The following is a 19,226-nucleotide window of genomic DNA, read 5'->3' as shown; positions in this document are numbered from 1 at the left end:
TCCAGCCCTGAAACAGGGCAGGTGGGGCGTAGTGCAAGCCTAGGCACGGCTGATGAACATCCTGTGACAAAGACCCTCGACAGCACTTTCCAGATCCGCGCCAGCCCACGGAAATCAGGGTTTTCGATCTGGTCTACGCTGTATTTCCAGGGCCAGCGGCCTGCCCTTCACGCCCACTCCTTACATCAAACTGTCACGCAACAGGCCTACCTTGGCTCGAGGCTTGCTGACCTAGACCACAGGTCGCAAGCACAGGATTCCTTCATAACAACGATTGCACGGCACCCCACCCAAGGAGCTTCGGATGAAAAAGTTGTTCATGGCCTCACTGCTCGGTTCAGCCATCGCTTTTTGCACCTCGGCCATGGCCCAGGACCTCAAGGCCCTCGAAGACGCCGCCCGCAAGGAAGGCACGGTAAACAGCGTGGGCATGCCCGATGCCTGGGCCAACTGGAAAGGCACCTGGGAAGACCTGGCGAAAAAATACGGCCTCAAGCACAGCGACACCGACATGAGCTCGGCCCAGGAAATCGCCAAGTTCGATGCCGAAAAGGATAACGCCAGCGCCGATATCGGCGACGTCGGCGCGGCCTTCGGCCCGATCGCCGCCAGCAAGGGGGTCACCCAGCCGTACAAGCCGAGCACCTGGGACCAGGTCCCGGCGTGGGCCAAGGACCAGGACGGTCACTGGGCGCTGGCCTATACCGGCACCATCGCCTTCATCATCAACAAGGACCTGGTCAAGGAAGGCGAACGCCCGACCACCTGGCACGACCTGGAAAAGGGCAAGTACAAGGTCGCCATCGGTGACGTCGGCACCGCCGCCCAGGCCGCCAACGGCGTGCTCGCCGCCGCCATCGCCTACAAGGGCGACGAGCGCAACATCGAGCCAGGCTTGCAGCTGTTCACCAAGCTGGCCCAGCAGAAGCGCCTGTCGCTGGCCAACCCGACCATCCAGACCCTGGAGAAGGGCGAGGTGGAAGTCGGCGTGGTGTGGGACTTCAATGGCCTGAGCTACCGCGACCAGATCGACCCGAAGCGCTTTGAAGTGCTGATCCCCTCGGATGGCTCGGTTACCTCCGGTTACACCACCATCATCAACAAGTACGCCAAACACCCCAACGCCGCCAAGCTGGCCCGCGAATACATCTTCAGCGACGCCGGGCAAACCAACCTGGCCATCGGCCACGCCCGGCCGATCCGCGCCGAGCATCTGAAGCTGCCGGCGGATGTACAGGCCAAGCTGCTGCCCAACGAGCAGTACAAGGCGGCGCAGCCGATCAAGGATGCCGCTGCCTGGGAAGCGACCTCCAAGGCCCTGCCGCAGAAGTGGCAGGAGCAGGTGATCATCGAGATGGAGTAAGGGGGCCGGGTTCTCTGGCAACCTGGACTGGCCTCATCGCCGGCAAGCCGGCTCCTACAAGGAATGCGTCCCTCTGTAGGAGCCGGCTTACCGGCGATGCAGGCAACGCGGTATCTGACTGGAGCGAACATGCAACACAACGTCATCCTGGTCCTGCTCGACGGCCTCAACCACCAGGTCGCGCACCACGCCATGGGCCACCTGCACGCCTATGTCGAGGCCGACCGCGCCGCGCTGTATCGCCTGGAGTGCGAACTGCCGTCGCTGTCGCGGCCTCTGTACGAGTGCATCCTCACCGGCGTGCCGCCCATCGACAGCGGCATCGTGCACAACAACGTCAACCGCCTGTCCAACCAGCGCAGCGTGTTCCACTACGCCCGCGAGGCCGGCCTGGGCACCGCCGCCGCGGCCTACCACTGGATCAGCGAGCTGTACAACCGCTCGCCGTTCGACCCGCTGCGCGACCGCCACACCCACGCACCGAAGCTGCCGATCCAGCACGGCCTGTTCTACTACGCCGACCACTACCCCGATTCGCACCTGCTGGCCGACGCCGAATACCTGCGCCGCCGCCATGCGCCGAACTTCCTGCTGGTGCACCCGATGAACATCGACGACGCCGGCCACCGCCATGGCCTGGACAGCAGCCAGTATCGCAATGCCGCGCGCAGTGCCGACATCCTGCTGGCCGACTACCTGCCGCGCTGGCTCGAGGAGGGCTACCAGGTGCTGGTCACCGCCGACCACGGCATGAACAACGACCGCTCGCACAACGGCCTGCTCGCCGAGGAACGTGAAGTGCCGCTGTTCGTGTTCGGTGAAGCCTTCAGCCTCGACCCTGCGGCCAAGCCGCTGCAGACCGAGCTGTGCGGCACGATCTGCGAACTGCTCGGCGCCGCCCACGACAAACCGGTCTGCCGGGAGTTGCTCAAGTGAATGCAAGCCATCGCGGTCGCTACCTGGCCCTGCTCTGCCTGCTGCCGTTCGCCGTGTTCTTCATCATTTTCCAGATCGCGCCGCTGGCCTGGGTTGCGATAAACAGCCTGCAAAGCGAGAGTGGCTGGGGTCTGGCCAACTTCAGCAAGATCTTCGCCTCGAAGTTCTACCTGCAGGCGTTGCAACGCAGCCTGGAGATCAGCTTCTGGTCGAGCCTGTTCGGCATCGTCATCGCCACCCTCGGCGCCTATTCGCTGCGCCAGGTCGATTCGAAGCTGCGCGATTTCGTCAGTGCCTTCGCCAACATGACCAGCAACTTCTCCGGGGTACCGCTGGCGTTCGCCTTCATCATCCTGCTCGGTTTCAACGGCGCGCTGACCCTGCTGCTCAAGCAAATGGGGCTGCTCGGCGACTTCAGTATCTACTCCAAGACCGGCCTGATCCTGGTCTACACCTACTTCCAGATCCCCTTGGGCGTATTGCTGCTCTACCCCGCCTTCGACGCCCTGCGCGAAGACTGGCGTGAGTCCGCCGCGCTGCTGGGCGCCAGCCATTGGCAGTTCTGGCGGCACATCGGCCTGCCCGTGCTTACCCCGGCGCTGCTCGGCACCTTCGTCATCCTGCTGGCCAACGCCCTGGGCGCCTATGCCACCGTCTACGCCCTGACCACCGGTAACTTCAACGTGCTACCGATCCGCATCGCGGGCCTTGTGGCCGGTGACATCAGCCTCGACCCGAACCTGGCCAGCGCCCTGGCCATGGTGCTGGTGGGCCTGATGACCGTGGTCACGGTGGCCCATCAATGGCTGCTCAAGAGGAGCTACCATGCGCGCTGAAAACAAACCCGGCGGGCTCTACCACCGCGCGGTGGTCTACCTGCTGTTCCTCATCCTGCTGCTGCCACTGGCCGGCACCCTGCTCTATTCGCTGGCCACCAGCTGGTCGGCGACCCTGCTGCCCAGCGGCCTGACCTTCAAGTGGTATGTGGCGCTGTGGAGCGAACCGCGCTTTCTCGCCGCCTTCGGCCAGTCGCTGCTGGTGTGCGTGGGCGCGCTGGTGCTGTCGGTGCTGCTGATCCTGCCGCTATTGTTCGTGGTGCACTACCACTTCCCGAAACTCGACGCGCTGATGAACGTGCTGATCCTGCTGCCGTTCGCGGTACCGCCGGTGGTATCGGCGGTGGGCCTGCTGCAACTGTACGGCAGTGGGCCGCTGGCCATGGTCGGCACGCCGTGGATCCTGATCGGCTGCTACTTCACCATCGCCCTGCCATTCATGTACCGGGCGATCACCAACAACCTGCAAGCCATCAACCTGCGCGACCTGATGGACGCCGCCCAACTGCTCGGCGCCAGCCCCCTGCAGGCAGCGTTGCTGGTAGTGCTGCCGAACCTGCGCAAGGGCCTGATGGTGGCGCTGCTGCTGTCGTTCTCGTTCCTGTTCGGCGAGTTCGTGTTCGCCAACCTGCTGGTGGGCACCCGCTACGAGACCCTGCAGGTATACCTGAACAACATGCGCAACAGCAGCGGCCACTTCAACAGCGCCCTGGTGATCTCCTACTTCGCCTTCGTGCTGGCACTCACCTGGGTTGCCAACCGCTTGAACAAGGACAAGACCTGACATGAGCTTCGTCAGCGTGCAGCAACTGCAAAAAAGCTACGCCGGCAGCCCGGTGTTCGAGAACATCGACTGCCAGATCCAGCGCGGCGAGTTCGTCACCCTGCTCGGCCCCTCGGGCTGTGGCAAGTCCACCCTGCTGCGCTGCATCGCCGGGCTGACCCCGGTGGACAGCGGGAGGATCCTGCTCGACGGCCAGGACCTGGTACCTGTGAGCCCGCAAAAGCGCGGCATCGGCATGGTATTCCAGAGCTACGCGTTGTTCCCCAACATGACCGTGGAGCAGAACGTCGCCTTTGGCCTGCGCATGCAGAAGGTCAAGGCCGAGGAAAGCCAGGCCCGGGTGCGCGAGGTACTCGACCTGGTCGAGCTGGGCAGCTTCGCCGGGCGCTACCCGCACCAGCTGTCCGGCGGCCAGTGCCAGCGCGTGGCCCTGGCCCGCTCGCTGGTCACCCGCCCACGCCTGCTGCTGCTCGACGAGCCGCTGTCGGCGCTGGATGCACGCATTCGCAAGCACCTGCGCGAGCAGATCCGCGCGATCCAGCGCGAGCTGGGGCTGACCACCATCTTCGTCACCCACGATCAGGAAGAGGCGCTGACCATGTCCGACCGCATCGTCCTGATGAACCAGGGGCGCATCGTCCAGAGCGGCGACGCCGAAACCCTCTACACCGCGCCCGTGGACCTGTTCGCCGCCGGTTTCATCGGCAACTACAACCTGCTCGACGCCGACAGCGCCAGCCGCCTGCTGCAACGCCCGGTGACCGCGCGCCTGGCGATCCGCCCGGAGTCCATCAGCCTGGGCCTGAACGGCGATCTGGACGGCGAGATCCGCAGCCACAGCCTGCTCGGCAACGTCATCCGTTACCGTGTCTGGGTGCGCGACGTCGAATTGGTGGTGGATGTGCTCAACCGCTGCGCCAGCGATCTGCACGCGGACGGTAAACGGGTATCCTTGTCGATCGACCCCACGGCGCTACGGGAAGTGGCCTAAGGAGATTCAACCCATGGCATTGGCAATTTTCGATCTGGACGAAACCCTCATCCACGGCGACTGCGCGTCGTTGTGGAGCGAGCAGATGGCCCGACTGGGCTGGGTCGACGGCAAGAGCTTCCTCAAGCGCGATCATGAGTTGATGGAAGCCTACGGCAAGGGCCACCTGCGAATGGAGGACTACATGGCCTTCAGCCTGGAGCCCATCGCCGGGCGCACGCTGGAAGAGGTCGAACACCTGGTCGAGCCTTGGGTGGAGGATGTGATCGAGCCGATCATCCATGGCAATGCCTGCCGCTGCATCGCCGAACACCGCCAGCGCGGTGACCGGGTCCTGATCATCTCGGCGAGCGGCGTCCATCTGGTCGGGCCGATCGCGGCGCGGCTGGGGGTGGATGAATACCTGGCCATCGAGCTGGAGGCGGTGAACGGCGTGTACACCGGCAAGACCCATGGCGTGCTGACTTACCATGAGGGCAAGATCACCCGCTTGCTGGAATGGCTGGACCAGGAGCAGGAGAACCTGGAGGGGGCAAGTTTCTATTCCGATTCACGCAACGACTTGCCGTTGTTGCTGAAGGTGGATCATCCGCGTGTGGTGAATCCGGATCCGGTATTGCGCGAGCATGCCCAGATCAATGGCTGGCCGATTTTAAGTTGGTCGTGATGCCGCTGTTCGCCGGCAAGCCGGCTCCTACACCGAACCTGTAGGAGCCGGCTTGCCGGCGAACAGGCCTAGCTCAGGCTCGAATCGATCACCATCACCAACTTGCCCGACACCTGGTTGCTCTCAAGCTCGGCATACGCCGCCTGGGCGAATTCAACCGGGTAGCTATCGACCAACTGCGGCGACAACCGCCCTTCGCTGAACAACGGCCACACCTGCTGTTGCAGCTCGCGCAGCAACTCAGCCTTGAAGCCATCGTCACGGTTGCGCAGGGTCGACCCGGTGATTTGCAGGCGCTTGCCCAGCACCAGCGCCAGGTCCAGCTCGAACTTGCGACCGCTCATCAAGCCAATGATCACCCAGCGCCCATCGCGGGCCAGCGCCTTGAGGTTCAACGGCCCGTAACCGGCGCCCACCGGGTCGAGGATCACATCGAACGGCCCAAGCTGCTCCAGCTCGTCGAGGTTGGCGTTGCGCACCACGCCACCCGCCGCGCCCAAGCCCTGGCAGTAGGCCAGGCGCTCCGGCGAACCGACGCTGACCCACACCGGGCTGGCGAAGGCCTTGCATAGCTGGATGGCCGCCGAACCCACGCCACTGGCGCCAGCATGCACCAGCACCTTCTCGCCAGGCTTCAGGCCACCGAGCTGGAAGATGTTCAACCAGGCCGTGGCATATACCTCAGGCAGCGCCGCCGCCTCGTGCAGGCTCAGGCCTTCGGGCACCGGCAGCACGTGACGGGCATCGACCACCACCTCCTCGGCCATGGCCCCGCTGGCCAGCAGCGCGCACACCCGGTCGCCCACGCGCCAGTCGGCGCCGGCGCCCACTTCCTCGATTACCCCGGCGCATTCCAGGCCCATGTAGGGGCTGGCACCTGGCGGTGGAGGGTACAGCCCCTTCATTTGCAACAGGTCGGCGCGGTTCAGCCCCGCCGCGGCCACGCGGATGCGTACCTGCCCGGCATCACAGGCCGGGCGTTCGGCCTCGACCCAGGCCACATGTCCGTCAACGCCTTGCAATGCCTTCACAGTGCCTCCATAGTTGAATCATATGACTGAGCCTGGGCGAGCATGTCCCAGGCTTTTTGCAGTATGCGTCCGGCTCCCCTGGAGCCGGCGAACGGAAAAGACGGCCTACTATGCGTGATCAATTGCCTCCACGTCGAATGAGCATGAAGCATTTCCTCCCCAGCACCGCCCTGGCCCTGATGATCGGCCTGGGCAGCCTCACGCTCGGTGGCAATGCGGCCGCCGCCAACAAATGGGACAGCCTGCAGCCAGACCGCGACGAAGTGGTGGCCAGCCTCAATATCGTCGAGCTGCTCAAGCGTCACCACTACAGCAAGCCGCCACTGGACGACGCCCGTTCGGCCATCATCTACGACAGCTACATCAAGCTGCTCGACCCGTCGCGCAGTTATTTCACCGCCGCCGACATCGCCGAGTTCGACAAGTGGAAGACCCAGTTCGACGATTTCCTCAAAAGCGGTAACCTCGACCCTGGCTTCACCATCTACAAGCGCTACCTGGACCGCGTGAAGCAGCGCCTGGACTACGCCCTCGGCGAGTTGAACAAGGGCGTCGACAAGATCGACTTCACGGTGAAGGAAGACCTGCTGGTCGAGCGCAAGGATGCGCCGTGGATGAAGGACCAGGCCGCCCTCGACGAACTGTGGCGCAAGCGCGTCAAGGATGAGGTGCTGCGCCAAAAGATCTCCGGCAAGGACCTCAAGCAGATCCAGGACACCCTGACCAAGCGCTACAAGAACCAGCTGGCGCGCCTGAACCAGACCCGTGCCGAGGACATCTTCCAAGCCTACATCAACACCTTCGCCCAGTCCTACGACCCGCACACCAACTACCTGTCGCCGGACAACGCGGAAAACTTCGACATCAACATGAGCCTGTCGCTCGAAGGCATCGGTGCGGTGCTGCAAAGCGACAACGACCAGGTCAAGATCGTGCGTCTGGTGCCGGCCGGCCCTGCCGCCAAGACCAAGCAGGTCGCCCCCGCCGACAAGATCATCGGCGTGGCCCAGGGCAACAAGGAAATGGTCGACGTGGTCGGCTGGCGCCTGGACGAAGTGGTCAAGCTGATTCGCGGCCCGAAAGGCTCGGTGGTGCGCCTTGAAGTGATCCCGGCGAGCAACGCGCCGAACGACCAGACCAGCAAGATCGTCTCGATCACCCGCGAAGCGGTGAAACTCGAGGAGCAGGCAGCGAAGAAGTCGGTGCTCAAGCTCAAGCAGGATGGTCGCGACTACAAGCTGGGCATCATCGAGATTCCAGCCTTCTACCTCGACTTCAAGGCCTACCGCGCAGGCGACCCGGACTACAAGAGCACCACCCGCGATGTGAAGAAGCTGCTGACCGAGCTGCAGAAGGAAAAAGTCGACGGCGTGGTGATCGACCTGCGCAACAACGGCGGTGGCTCGCTGCAGGAAGCCACCGAACTGACCAGCCTGTTCATCGAGAAAGGCCCGACCGTGCTGGTGCGCAACGCCGACGGCCGCGTCGACGTGCTCGAGGACGAGAACCCCGGTGCCTTCTACAAGGGCCCGCTGGCGCTGCTGGTCAACCGTCTCTCGGCCTCGGCCTCGGAGATCTTCGCCGGCGCCATGCAGGACTACCACCGCGCGCTGATCATCGGTGGCCAGACCTTCGGCAAGGGCACCGTGCAGACCATCCAGCCGCTCAACCATGGCGAGCTGAAACTGACCCTGGCCAAGTTCTACCGGGTTTCCGGGCAGAGCACCCAGCACCAGGGCGTGCTGCCGGACATCGCCTACCCATCGATCATCGACACCAAGGAAATCGGCGAAAGCGCGCTGCCCGAGGCCATGCCATGGGACACCATTCGCCCGGTGGTCAAGCCGGCCTCCGACCCGTTCAAGCCGTTCCTGGCTCAGCTCAAGGCGCAGCATGACGCGCGCAGCGACAAGGATGCCGAGTTCGTCTACATCCGCGACCGCCTGGCCCTGACCCAGAAGCTGATGAACGAGAAGACCGTCAGCCTCAACGAACAGGAGCGTCGTGCCCGCCACGACCAGATCGAGGCCAAGCAACTGGCCCTGGAGAATATCCGCCGCAAGGCCAAGGGCGAAGAGCCGCTCAAGGAACTGAAAAAGGAAGACGAGGACGCGCTGCCGGCCGAGCCGGACGACACCAAGCCGGAAGACGACGCCTACCTGTCGGAGACCGGTCGCATCCTGCTCGACTACCTCAGCCTGAGCACCTCGGTGGCCAAGCACTGAGTGATGGCGAAATAATGTGATCTGTCATCAAACAGTCATCGGACTGTCGTGAAATAGAAGGGCCGGGCGTGCAAGCGTCCGGCCTTTTTTCATTCAGGAAGCAGGCCATGACCATCAACGAACAGCTCAGCGCATTGAGCGCCATCCTGGCTCAACGTAGCGTCCACAGCTTGTTCCAGCCCATCGTCTGCCTTTCCGAACGCCGCGTGCTCGGCTATGAAGCCTTGAGCCGCGGCCCGTCCAACAGCCCCCTGCACTCGCCGCTCAACCTGTTCGCCATTGCCCGCCAGGCCGGGCGCCTGAGCGAGCTCGAGGTGCTGTGTCGGGAAACCGCCTGCCGGCGCTTCAGCGAACTGAACCTGGGCGGCAAACTGTTCCTCAACGTCTCGCCCGAGTCGCTGCTCGAACCCCACTACCCGTCCGGGCAAACCCTGAAAATGCTCGAGGCCGTCGGCCTGCCGCCGAGCCGGGTGGTCATAGAGCTGACCGAACAGACCCCCACCGAAGACTTCCAACTGCTGTTCAACGCCCTGCACCACTACCGCGACATGGGTTTTTCCATCGCCCTGGACGACCTGGGGGCCGGCTATTCGAGCCTGCGCCTGTGGTCGGAACTACGCCCCGACTATGTGAAGATCGACCGCCACTTCATCGACGGCATCCATCAAGATCCGCTCAAGCGCGAGTTCGTCGGTTCGATCCTGCAAATCGCCCGCGCCTCCCGGGCCCAGGTGATCGCCGAAGGGATCGAGCTGGGCGAGGAGCTGGCGGTGCTCGGCGAGATGGGCGTGGACCTGGTGCAGGGCTATCTGCTCGGCCGCCCGCAAGAATTCCCGCCCTGCGACCCGCTACCCTTGCTGCCGCAGGCAAGCGCCGGCGTCGTGGCCCTGGGCGAGGACAACGGCGACCTCGACGCGCTGCTTATCCAGCAGCCGGCGGTGCCGCTGGAAACACCTACTCAGCAGGTGCTCGAAGCCTTTCGCCGGCAGGCCAACCTCAATTCCCTGGCGGTGCTGGATGAGCGTGGCAAGCCGTATGGCATCGTTCACCGGCATTCCCTGGCCGATGCGCTGCTACAGCCGTTCGGCACCGACCTGTTCGCACGCAAGCCGATCAGCCGGCTGATGAGCCAGGACTTTCTTGCCGTGGAGCGCGGGCAGTCGCTGCAACAGGTCAGCCGCCTGCTCACCAGCCGCGCCCGCCAGCGGATCGAGGAAGACTTCATCATCACCCAGAGTGGTCGCTACCTGGGTCTGGGTCGTGTGATCGATGTGCTCAAGCTGATCACCGAACAGAAGATCCAGCAGGCTCGGCATGCCAACCCGTTGACCTTGCTGCCGGGCAACGTGCCAATCCAGCAATGCCTCGCGCGCCTGCTGCAACAACGGCGCGAGGCGGCGGTGTGCTATGTCGACATCGACAGTTTCAAACCCTTCAACGACATCTATGGCTACGCCCGCGGCGACGAGGTGCTGTTGAGCCTGGCGCAATGCCTGAACGACAGCGTCGACCCGCAGCGAGACTTCGTCGGGCATATCGGCGGGGACGATTTCATGCTGGTATTGGGCTCGGCGGACTGGCGCGAGCGCTTGCAGATGCTGGTGGAGGCGTTCACACGCCAGTGCCGGCGCTTTTACCGCGCCGAGCACCTGGAGGCCGGCTGCTTCATCGCCCACAACCGCCAGGGGCAGCGCGAGACGTTCGCCCTGCTGTCATTGTCGATCGGCGTGGTGTGGCTGACGCCGCGCAGCGGCGGCCAGCTGGATGCCGGGCAACTGGCCGAGCTGGCCTCCCAGGCCAAGCGCCAGGCCAAGGAAAGCAGCGGTTCGAGCCTGAGCCTGATCGAAGCCTGAACCCCAGCCATTGCACCTGCCTCGGGCCCGTAGGAGCCAGCGTTGCTGGCGAACCAGGCGACGCGGTGGGTGGCAGAGCCGCTCAGGCCTCTTCCGGATAACGGTACTCGAACACTCGCACCACCTCCGAGGCATGCCACGACGCCGCCTCCATGCCATCCACCGGCCCGGAGAAACGCCCCAGGCGCTCGACACACTCGAAAAAGCCCGTGCGTGGCAGGCGGCTGGCTCCCTGGCTGATCACCAGCGAACTGCGCAGCGGTTGCTCGGCGCGGGCATCGAGCAGCGCCAGGTATTCCAGGGCCGCGGTAAGGGTCTGCATGGCCGGGCTGGGCAGTTGCAGGCGCTCCAGCAGCGCCCGGTAGGTGAGCAGGTGGCGTTGCCGGCGGGCCAGGTCGAGCTCGGTCAGCAGGCTCTGCCATTGCTGACGGCTGATCCTGACCTGGCTCATGACGGCTCGCTCCAGCCCGCCACCCCCAGGTGCCAGGCCAGGCTGCGCAGGATCGCGGCATCGGGGCGGCGCTCGCCGGCCTCGATCAGCGCCAGGTAGGCCGGGCTGATCCCGACGCTGCGCGCCAGTTGCTCGGGCGCCAGGCCCTTGGCCTCACGCAACGACGCCAGCTGGTCCAGGGCGGACAAGCTGGCGTCTGCGGGTTCGGCGGCGACCTTGTGTGCGGCGGGCGCTGCGCCAGGTGCCTGGCCGGCGGCGGCCAGCAACGCCTGGTACTGCTCCCAGGGAACGACTGCGTACTCGGGCTGACCGTCCCGGCTGATGACCTGAATACCCATACAACCCCCTTGACGTTGGACTACGGCATGTAATCCATAGGCATAACCCTTATGCCAATTATATTACCAACCTCGGGGGCATGCCGTGAATCAGTTGCCGGGGCGCTCCAGGCGCAACGCTTCGGGGCTATTGGGCAGGCGCTCGACCACCCGCAGCCGCTCCGGCGCCTGGCTGGCGCGCCAGGTCTTGAAGCGGGCCAGCTCGTCGGCCACGGTCTTGAGCACCCAACCCAGCACGGCGATGTCGTCAAGCAGGCCGACCCCCAGCAACCAGTCGGGAATGGCGTCCAGCGGGCTGACGAAGTACAGCAAGCCAGCGACGATGGTCACCAGTGCCTTGGGGCTGACGGCACGGTACTCGCCGCGCCACCAGGCCAGGCACAGCGCCTGCATCAGGCCCAGGTCCTCACGCAACTGACCGAGCTTGGGGCCTTTGCGGGCCACGGCGAACAACAGGGCCGGCAACCGCCCGCGGCTGAGCAGGCGCTCGGCCAGGGGCAGGAAGCGGGCGAAATTCCAGGGTGCGCTCATGAGACCTCCAGAGGAGCAGGCAGGTTATCCACATTTATTGTGGATAACCTTGTGAACAGGGCGGCGTTGGCGCCGCGTCGTGCCCGCCAGGCAAGGGCCGGGAACGGATCGGGCGTTTTTTACACAACCGTTGCAACGGCGCAAACGTTTTGCGACAGGCACACCCGCGATTACGCCGTGGCATTGCTTGCGACAGTGAATGACGCCGCCGGTTCGCGTCAAGCAGCCGAAAACGACGACGCCCCGTCAAAACGGGGCGTCGTTGCAGCAGCAGACTGGCGCTTACTTGGCCGGGGCGGCTTCGGCGTCGGCCTTGGCCGGGTCCTTGATGCCCAGCAGCTCCAGGTCGAACACCAGCACCGAGTTGGCCGGGATCAGCGGGCTTGGGCTCTGGGCGCCGTAGGCCAGCTCGGCCGGGATGTACAGCTTGTATTTTTCGCCGACATGCATCAGTTGCAGGCCTTCGACCCAACCTGGGATCACGCCGCTGACCGGCAGGTCGATCGGGCTGCCGCGCTCGACGGAGCTGTCGAACACCTTGCCGTCGGTGAGCTTGCCTTCGTAGTGGACGGTGACCACATCGGTCGGCTTGGGCTGCGGGCCGTCGGCCTTCTTGACCACTTCATACTGCAGGCCCGAGGCGGTGGTGACCACGCCAGGCTTCTTGGCGTTTTCCTCGAGGAATTTCTTGCCGGCCGCGGAGGCTTCTTCGCTGGCCTTGGCCAGGCGCTCTTCGGCGCGCTTCTGCAGGGCGGTGAAGGCCTCGACCAGTTCCTCGTCCTTGATGCGCTGTTCTTTCTTGCCAACAGCGTCTTCGATGCCTTGGGCGACGGCTTTGGAATCCAGGTCGTCCATGCCTTCCTGGGCCAGGCTCTTGCCCATGTTCAGGCCGATACCGTAGGAGGCTTTCTGTGCCGGAGTCTTCAGCTCGACGCTGCTGGTCTGGGCGTCGCAGCCCGCCAGGACCAGGCCTACCAGGGCAACCGCAGCCGCCAAACGATGCTGTTTCATGCTATTTCCTTGTTCATGCGCCATGAGGGCAATCAGGGTAAAGCCGCGAGCTTAGCAGGCGGCCGCGACCAATGGCTACCGGCATAAGAGCGGGTTGTGGGCTGGAAGTTCCTGGGTTAAAGGTTGTTCATGATCGCGCTTGCAGCCAATGGCCAGTATTGATGGCTTCGCCAGGGTTTGCCCGGAGATGTTCAAGCCCATGGAGGCCGCCCAGCTTCAAGGGTATCCACCCTGCCGATACTCCCCCGCCACCTCGCGCAATACCTCGCACACCCACTGCGCCGCCAGGCCCTGGGGCACCGCAGCGTTGCGACAGATACCCACCGAGCCCCCCGGCTCGCGCACCCCGAGGTCAAGTTCGGCCAGCTCGCCGCGCGCCAGGTCGATCAGCACCGCATCGCGCGGCGCCACCCACACCGCGTCGCTGCCCAGCACATAGCGCCGGCTCAGCGCCAACGACAGCGTCTCCAGGCGTTGTGCCGCCACGCCGATCGCGCCTTGCACGAACAGGCTGTCGGCATGCTGGCGAATGGTCGTCCCCGACGGCGGCAACACTTGCGCGTACTGCCCCAGCAGTCCCCGGTCGACTGGCTGGCGCGCCAGCAACGGGTGCCCGGGGCGCACCACCAGGGCCATCGACTCGCTGTACAGGTGTTCGAACGACAACCCCTGAATACGCGGGCTGTCAGTCATGCGCCCGACCACCAGCTCCAGCTCGCCCACATGCAACTGCCCAAGCAACTGCGCACTGACCCCGGTGACCACGCTGATCACCAAGGCTTCATGGCGCTGGTGCAGGCGGCACAGCACCTCGGGCATCAGCAGGCCTTCGACCGTGGACAACACACCGATACGCACCTGAGATGGCTGCAAGGCCTCGCCGCGCACACTGCCAACGCCTTCGCGCAGGGCGTGCACGCTGGGCCCGGCATAACGCAAGAAGCGCGCCCCCGCCGCGGTCAGCGATACGCCCTGGCGGCCGCGCTCGAACAGCCGGGTCTCGAGCAGGTCCTCGAGCTCCTTGAGCGTCTTGGAGATTGCCGGCTGGCTGATCGCGAGCACGTCGGCGGCCCTGGCCAGGCTGCCCTGCCGGGCAATCTCCAGGAAGCACAACAGATGACGGAACTTGATGCGGGTATCGAGGTTCATGCCTGGCAGTGTATCCGCGCGCCGGGCCTGCAAGCCATGGTGATTCGGTGACTTGCGTCACTCGGCGCCAGCCACGCGCTTGCAGGCTCGGTGCCGAAGCTTTAGCGTGTGCCGCTTCAACGCATGGAGCAGCGCTATGGCCGCCTACCTGACCCAGGACCTGATCCTGGACCTGGGCGATGAAACGCCCGAAGACACCAGCATGAACATGCTCGCTTTTCGCGAACGCGGCACCAGCCTGGTGATCGCGCGCAGCCCACTACCCGAGGGGCAGACCCTGGAAAGCCTCTACCAGCAGCAACTGGCGCAACTGCGCGAACGCCTTGCGGCGGTCATCAGCGAACCACAGCCGGTCAGCGCCGGTGTGGCCCGCGACATCCACGGCCTGGAAACCAGCCTGCAGTTCAAGCGTGCAGATGTGGTCTCCTACCAGCGCCAGTTGGCCTACGCTCCTGCCGGCCAAGCCCGTTTCGTCGCGGTGAGCTACAGCAAGCAAACACCACTGGAGCCCGCTGACCTTGCCCATTGGGAGACGATCAAGGCCGGTTTGCGACTGAACTGACCACCCTTTCAGAGATGGCTCATGGATGACAGCCTGCACGCCGCCCGCCAGGGCGATCTGATCCTGCACCCGCCGTTGATGGCCGATTTGGTCAGCGCAGTCAGCGAGGCGGTTATCTACGCGGCAGCCACGGCGGCCGTGGCCGCCGCGATTGGCGGTGCAGTGGTGGCCGTAGTCGGAACTGGCGGCGCCGCCGCGGCGCTTACGCCATTGATCGCCGGCGCGCTGGTCGGCGCTGCAGCCATGCTGCCCGGCGGGGAGGAGAAGAGCCTGGGTGATCGCGTCAGCCAGTTCAGCGACTGGCTGGGCGGGGCGATGTTCCCACCAGAACCGCATGGCCGGATCGAAACCGGCTCGGGCAACACTCGCATCAACGGCAAGCTGGCCGCGCGCGCCGCAGGCATCAGCATCGGGCCGGCCGGTGATGCCGAACCAGCACCGCAGCCGTCGTTCCTCGAGACCGTCAGCGGCTACGCCATGACGGCCGGCATGATGCTCATGCCGGTGCTGGGGCTCGCCTCGGCCATCAACGATATCTTCAACCCCCCCGTCAGCACGCCGGCCGATGCCAACACCGAGCCCCGTCCGCTGGACAAGGTCACGTGTAAAAAGCACCCGCCAATGCCAGAACAGTTTCTCGCGCAAGGCTCGGACAAGGTCTTCATCAATGGCCAGCCCGCCTCCAGGGTCGGCGATAAAAGCACCTGCGACGGCCCTGTGGGCATGACCTTCTCGCCTGATGTACGCATCGGCGGCAAAACCATGACCGTACGCGATATTCGTGATGGCAAGAGCGCACTGGCGAAGATCGTCGGCATAGTGGCCGGCATGCTGCTGTCACGCAAGATGAAAGGCGGGTGCAGCGTAGGCAACCCGGTGATGCCTTCCAGCGGCAGCAAGACCCAGGCAGGCCCCGAGGATCTCGATTTCAGCCTGCCGGGTTTGCTGCCGATCGAGTGGCAACGTAGCTACGACAGCGACGACCTGCGCGAGCACGGATTGTTCGGCAAAGGCTGGAGCGTGCCGTACGAAGCGTACATCGAACGTATCGTTCACCCCCAAGGCGGTGAGTTGTGGGTCCACATCGACGAGCAAGGCGTGCGCATGGAACTGGGCCGCCTCGCCACAGGCAGCGCCTTCGTCAGCGTGCTCGACGGGCGCGCGTTCTTTCAGCTGGAAACAGGCCTGACGATCGTCGAAGACATCAACAGCGGCCAGTACCAAGTGTTCCAGGTCGACCCACGGGTGCCTCGACGCTCGCGCTTGGTCAAGGTAGGCGATCGCAATCTGAACATGCTCGATCTGCTGTATGACGAGCGCGGTCGCCTGCAGTACCTGGCCGACACCTACGGTCGCACGTGCATCGAGCTGCACTACGACGCCGCGCATCCTGAACGCGTCGGCGAAGTCCAGCGCCTGCTGTTGGCAAGCGGCGCGGACTTTGTCGTGCAACAGCGCGAAACCCTGGCCAGCTACCAGTACACCGCGCACGGCCAACTGGCGGTGGTGATGGACTCCACTGGCCGGGAGGTCCGCCGATTCAGCTACACAGACGAAGGTTTGATGGCCAGCCACACGCTGGCCAGCGGCGCAGTACGCCATTATGCCTGGGCCCGCTTCGAGGTCCCGCGACAAGGTCCAAGCCCGAAGCGCCTCGACGGTACGCCGTACGCGCTGCCTGTTGTGCTGGAGGCTCAGCCAAGTCATCAGTGGCGGGTTGTACGGCACTGGGGCAGCGACGGCGAACACTATGAGTTGAGCTACGACCTCGAGCTAGGCCACACCCAGGTTCGCGATAGCCTTGGCCGCGAGGAGCATTACTTTTGGGGGCCACTGGCCGAGGTCTATCGTCACATCGATGCCTTGGGCAACATCTGGCAATGGGACATGGTTGCTGGCCAGGTTCTACGCATGATCGATCCCCTTGGCCAGGAACACCACTATAGCTATGACAATCTCGGTCGGCTGATTGCCATACGCGACCCACTGGGCCGAGTCCAGAGCTGCACCTATACCGAGCACTGGGCGCTGCCAGTAAGCCTGACCGATAGCGCAGGCCATACCCTGCGCATCATCTACGACCGCCACGGCAACCCACTTGTCGTGCGTGACCCACTGGGCCGCGAAACCCAATACCAGCATGACAGCCATGGACGCTTGGTGCAGATCATCGACGCCCAGGGCCGGCAACGGCAGCTGAGCTGGAACGATCGCGGGCAGATAACTGCCGAGCGTGACTGCTCCGGCCAGCTCACCACCTATAGATACGATGCGCGCGGACACCTGAGCGATACCAGCAACGCGCGCGGCGAACGCAACCGCTTCGAGCACGATGCACGAGGCCACTTGCGGCTGTGGCAACACCCCGATGGCCGCCAGGAACATTATGACTTCGACGCAGCCGGGCAACTTGTGCGACATCGCGATCCAGCAGGCCAGGTCACGCAATGGCGCTACGATCCCAGCGGCCGAGTGACCGAACGCATAGACGCCATTGGCCTGGCAATCGGCTTCAGCTACGACGCCTTCGGCCGTATTTTGCAAGTGCGCAATCAGAATGGTGAACACTACCACTTCGCGTGGGATGCGCTCGACCGCGTCAGTAGCCAACGCAACCTCGATGGCAGTGGCTACAGCTTCAGCTATGCCGCCACGGGTGAGCCGACCCGCATCTTGCAGTATCCAACCCAGGAAGCGGAGCCAGCCATGCCCGGTAGCCCGCCGGATCGGGACGCCGCAGTGTTGCAGCAAAGCTTCGAGTACGACGCCAGTGGCCGCTGCATACGCAAAACGACCGCCGATGGCGTAACAGACTATGCCTGGGATAGCGCCGACAACCTTGTGCAAATCGTCTTTGCCGATCTGCACGGCACCACCCAGCAACTGCATTTCGCTTATGACGCACTTGGGCAGCTCTGCACGGAAACCTGTGGCGACGGTCAATTGCACTACCTGCACGATGAACTGGGCAACCTGCAGAGCCTCCTGCTCCCCGATCAGCGCCGCATCAACCACCTCTACTACGGCAGCGGTCATTTGCATCAGGTCAACCTGGATGGCCGGGTGATCTGTGACTTCGAACGCGACGAACTGCACCGTGAGGTACTGCGCACCCAGGGCCGGTTGCTGACCCGTAGCCGCTATGACAGTTGCGGCCGCCTGCTGCAACGGAGCCTGCATGCCCCTGAGCGCCCCTCCCAGGCCATGGCGCTGCTGCAGAAGGACTACCAATACGACGCCGCCGACAATCTGATCGCCGAGCTGTTTACCCAGAGCCCGCAGACCACAGGCCAAACCATGCCAGGCCAGCCAATGCTCGGGGCACTGGGCGGTTTCAGCCTGCACACCAGCGTCGGCTATGACCTGGGACCTACCGAGCGCGTGCATGGCGTACGCCGACATCAACGCGATCGACCAGCCCTGCAAGTGCAGACCTACGCCTATGATGGTGCCGATAACCTGCTGGACGGCTACCGACTCAAGGGCCATGTGCTCCACGACCGGCTCAAGGTCTACCAGGACAAGCACTATCGTTACGACCGCCATGGCCGTTTGAGCGAAAAACGTAGCGGCCGTCATTTGCTGCAACGTTTCGAATACGATGCCGAACACCGTGTAGTACGCATTCATCAGCACCGCGGTACCGTGCATGAACGCATCGAGTTCACTTACGATCCGCTAGGGCGTCGCACGCACAAGGCGCTGTACCGCAACGACCACCCGACACCGGTGAGCCAGAGCACATTCCACTGGCAGGGGCTGCGCCTGCTGCAGGAGTGTCAGGACGGCCAGCCCTGCTTGTATCTCTATGCCGACAGCGAGAGCCACGAACCGCTGGCCAGGCTCGATGGTGCTGCCGGCCACGAGCAGGTGCGTTACTTCCATCTCAATCTGGCAGGGCTACCGGAGCAAATGACCGATGAGGCCGGCGACAGCCTGTGGCACGCCACCTGCCAAGCCTGGGGTGGGCAAGAGGAGGAATGGCATGCCCCCCACACCCGTGTCAGGCAGAACCTTCGCTTGCAGGGCCAGTACCTGGACCGCGAAACCGGGTTGCACTACAACACCTTCAGGTATTACGACCCTGATATCGGGCGCTTCACCCAGCCCGATCCCATCGGACTGCGTGGCGGGCTGAACCTTTACCGTTATGCCGCCAATGCCCTGACCTGGATCGACCCGCTGGGGTTGGCGTGCTACCGCAATATCTACTTCAATGCCTTCCCGCGGATGAAAAAATTCATTGGCAAACTGAAGTTGGAGGTCCATCACCGCGTCCCCCAGATGTACATCGGCGCCGGCAAGCTGTTCCCCGAGTCGATGCGTACGTCGCTTTCCAACCTGCAGGGTTTGCCACGCAACATCCACCGCAAGGTGGTTTCGCCGATGTGGACGGCATTCCGCAAGCAGCACCCCAAACCCACGCGCGCGCAGGTGGTGAAGAAAGCGATGGAAATCGACAAAGTTGTCAGCGAACACATCAACAAGGTGAACTAGG

The 19,226-nt window shown here is 64.1% G+C and carries 16 protein-coding genes; 10 read left to right on the top strand and 6 right to left on the bottom strand.

The features are described 5' to 3' along the window. The first annotated feature begins 304 nt into the window (after nt 1-304). From ACODS5_RS12135 to ACODS5_RS12110, 6 genes are all read left to right on the top strand, one after another. Nucleotides 305-1,363: an ABC transporter substrate-binding protein gene (locus ACODS5_RS12135; RefSeq protein ID WP_134689308.1), complete on the top strand. Its 1,059-nt coding sequence runs from the start codon at nt 305-307 to the stop codon at nt 1,361-1,363. A 129-nt stretch (nt 1,364-1,492) separates the two neighbouring features. Further along, entirely contained in the window at nt 1,493-2,299 is an 807-nt protein-coding gene (locus ACODS5_RS12130) for an alkaline phosphatase family protein (RefSeq protein WP_134689310.1), read from the top strand. Then, entirely contained in the window at nt 2,296-3,135 is an 840-nt protein-coding gene (locus ACODS5_RS12125) for an ABC transporter permease (protein ID WP_023631600.1), read from the top strand. The genes ACODS5_RS12130 and ACODS5_RS12125 overlap by 4 nt, the downstream gene beginning before the upstream one ends. Then, on the top strand, nt 3,125-3,919 hold the full coding sequence (locus ACODS5_RS12120) for an ABC transporter permease (RefSeq protein ID WP_489108775.1): 795 nt from the start codon (nt 3,125-3,127) through the stop codon (nt 3,917-3,919). Before ACODS5_RS12125 ends, ACODS5_RS12120 begins: the two co-directional genes overlap by 11 nt. Nucleotide 3,920: 1 nt before the next feature. Beyond that, nucleotides 3,921-4,910, top strand: a complete 990-nt coding sequence (locus tag ACODS5_RS12115; RefSeq protein ID WP_134689313.1) for an ABC transporter ATP-binding protein — start codon at nt 3,921-3,923, stop codon at nt 4,908-4,910. 13 nt (nt 4,911-4,923) lie between these two features. Next, on the top strand, nt 4,924-5,577 hold the full coding sequence (locus ACODS5_RS12110) for an HAD family hydrolase (RefSeq protein ID WP_489108774.1): 654 nt from the start codon (nt 4,924-4,926) through the stop codon (nt 5,575-5,577). A 68-nt stretch (nt 5,578-5,645) separates the two neighbouring features. Here ACODS5_RS12110 and ACODS5_RS12105 read toward each other — a convergent pair whose 3' ends face one another. After that, nucleotides 5,646-6,608 carry an NAD(P)H-quinone oxidoreductase gene (locus ACODS5_RS12105; protein WP_134689316.1) on the bottom strand — a complete coding sequence of 321 codons (963 nt, stop codon included), beginning with the start codon at nt 6,606-6,608 and terminating at the stop codon, nt 5,646-5,648. Nucleotides 6,609-6,751: 143 nt separating this feature from the next. On the opposite strand from ACODS5_RS12105, the gene ACODS5_RS12100 reads away from it, so the two are divergent. After that, nucleotides 6,752-8,833 carry a carboxy terminal-processing peptidase gene (locus tag ACODS5_RS12100; protein ID WP_167659422.1) on the top strand — a complete coding sequence of 694 codons (2,082 nt, stop codon included), beginning with the start codon at nt 6,752-6,754 and terminating at the stop codon, nt 8,831-8,833. Nucleotides 8,834-8,940: 107 nt separating this feature from the next. Continuing rightward, the gene (locus ACODS5_RS12095; RefSeq protein ID WP_489108773.1) at nt 8,941-10,686 is read left to right on the top strand and encodes a bifunctional diguanylate cyclase/phosphodiesterase; all 1,746 of its coding nucleotides are present in this window, start codon (nt 8,941-8,943) and stop codon (nt 10,684-10,686) included. An 82-nt stretch (nt 10,687-10,768) separates the two neighbouring features. Here ACODS5_RS12095 and ACODS5_RS12090 read toward each other — a convergent pair whose 3' ends face one another. From ACODS5_RS12090 to pcaQ, 5 genes are all read right to left on the bottom strand, one after another. Continuing rightward, nucleotides 10,769-11,137 carry a hypothetical protein gene (locus tag ACODS5_RS12090; protein WP_134689322.1) on the bottom strand — a complete coding sequence of 123 codons (369 nt, stop codon included), beginning with the start codon at nt 11,135-11,137 and terminating at the stop codon, nt 10,769-10,771. Further along, entirely contained in the window at nt 11,134-11,475 is a 342-nt protein-coding gene (locus tag ACODS5_RS12085) for a helix-turn-helix domain-containing protein (RefSeq protein ID WP_134689324.1), read from the bottom strand. Before ACODS5_RS12085 ends, ACODS5_RS12090 begins: the two co-directional genes overlap by 4 nt. A gap of 90 nt (nt 11,476-11,565) precedes the next feature. Further along, the gene (locus ACODS5_RS12080) at nt 11,566-12,006 is read right to left on the bottom strand and encodes a YkvA family protein (protein ID WP_489108772.1); all 441 of its coding nucleotides are present in this window, start codon (nt 12,004-12,006) and stop codon (nt 11,566-11,568) included. Nucleotides 12,007-12,288: 282 nt separating this feature from the next. Beyond that, complete coding sequence (gene bamJ / locus ACODS5_RS12075) at nt 12,289-13,017, bottom strand: BamJ family beta-barrel-assembly machinery protein (RefSeq protein WP_134689328.1); 729 nt, start codon at nt 13,015-13,017, stop codon at nt 12,289-12,291. Nucleotides 13,018-13,233: 216 nt separating this feature from the next. Continuing rightward, entirely contained in the window at nt 13,234-14,166 is a 933-nt protein-coding gene (gene pcaQ / locus ACODS5_RS12070) for a pca operon transcription factor PcaQ (RefSeq protein WP_489108771.1), read from the bottom strand. A gap of 136 nt (nt 14,167-14,302) precedes the next feature. Here pcaQ and ACODS5_RS12065 point away from each other — a divergent pair, with 136 nt between their 5' ends. Then, a complete protein-coding gene (locus ACODS5_RS12065; RefSeq protein ID WP_134689331.1) occupies nt 14,303-14,728 on the top strand; it encodes a DcrB-related protein in 426 nt (141 codons plus the stop codon). A 21-nt stretch (nt 14,729-14,749) separates the two neighbouring features. Further along, nucleotides 14,750-19,225, top strand: coding sequence for an RHS repeat-associated core domain-containing protein (locus ACODS5_RS12060; protein ID WP_489108770.1), 4,476 nt, complete (start codon nt 14,750-14,752; stop codon nt 19,223-19,225). Nucleotide 19,226: the final 1 nt, after the last annotated feature.

This window comes from Pseudomonas sp. FG47, from assembly GCF_057809115.1.
The sequence above is the reverse complement of the archived record's forward strand: the minus strand, read 5'-3'. Positions and strand labels throughout refer to the sequence as shown.

What these genes read in the sequence shown, in the direction of transcription:
- ACODS5_RS12135 (WP_134689308.1), top strand. Translation starts at nt 305, where the DNA reads ATGAAAAAGTTGTTCATGGCCTCACTGCTCGGTTCAGCCATCGCTTTT.
- ACODS5_RS12130 (WP_134689310.1), top strand. Translation starts at nt 1,493, where the DNA reads ATGCAACACAACGTCATCCTGGTCCTGCTCGACGGCCTCAACCACCAG.
- ACODS5_RS12120 (WP_489108775.1), top strand. Translation starts at nt 3,125, where the DNA reads ATGCGCGCTGAAAACAAACCCGGCGGGCTCTACCACCGCGCGGTGGTC.
- ACODS5_RS12115 (WP_134689313.1), top strand. Translation starts at nt 3,921, where the DNA reads ATGAGCTTCGTCAGCGTGCAGCAACTGCAAAAAAGCTACGCCGGCAGC.
- ACODS5_RS12110 (WP_489108774.1), top strand. Translation starts at nt 4,924, where the DNA reads ATGGCATTGGCAATTTTCGATCTGGACGAAACCCTCATCCACGGCGAC.
- ACODS5_RS12100 (WP_167659422.1), top strand. Translation starts at nt 6,752, where the DNA reads ATGAAGCATTTCCTCCCCAGCACCGCCCTGGCCCTGATGATCGGCCTG.
- ACODS5_RS12095 (WP_489108773.1), top strand. Translation starts at nt 8,941, where the DNA reads ATGACCATCAACGAACAGCTCAGCGCATTGAGCGCCATCCTGGCTCAA.
- ACODS5_RS12090 (WP_134689322.1), bottom strand. Translation starts at nt 11,137, where the DNA reads ATGAGCCAGGTCAGGATCAGCCGTCAGCAATGGCAGAGCCTGCTGACC.
- ACODS5_RS12085 (WP_134689324.1), bottom strand. Translation starts at nt 11,475, where the DNA reads ATGGGTATTCAGGTCATCAGCCGGGACGGTCAGCCCGAGTACGCAGTC.
- ACODS5_RS12080 (WP_489108772.1), bottom strand. Translation starts at nt 12,006, where the DNA reads ATGAGCGCACCCTGGAATTTCGCCCGCTTCCTGCCCCTGGCCGAGCGC.
- bamJ (WP_134689328.1), bottom strand. Translation starts at nt 13,017, where the DNA reads ATGAAACAGCATCGTTTGGCGGCTGCGGTTGCCCTGGTAGGCCTGGTC.
- pcaQ (WP_489108771.1), bottom strand. Translation starts at nt 14,166, where the DNA reads ATGAACCTCGATACCCGCATCAAGTTCCGTCATCTGTTGTGCTTCCTG.
- ACODS5_RS12065 (WP_134689331.1), top strand. Translation starts at nt 14,303, where the DNA reads ATGGCCGCCTACCTGACCCAGGACCTGATCCTGGACCTGGGCGATGAA.
- ACODS5_RS12060 (WP_489108770.1), top strand. Translation starts at nt 14,750, where the DNA reads ATGGATGACAGCCTGCACGCCGCCCGCCAGGGCGATCTGATCCTGCAC.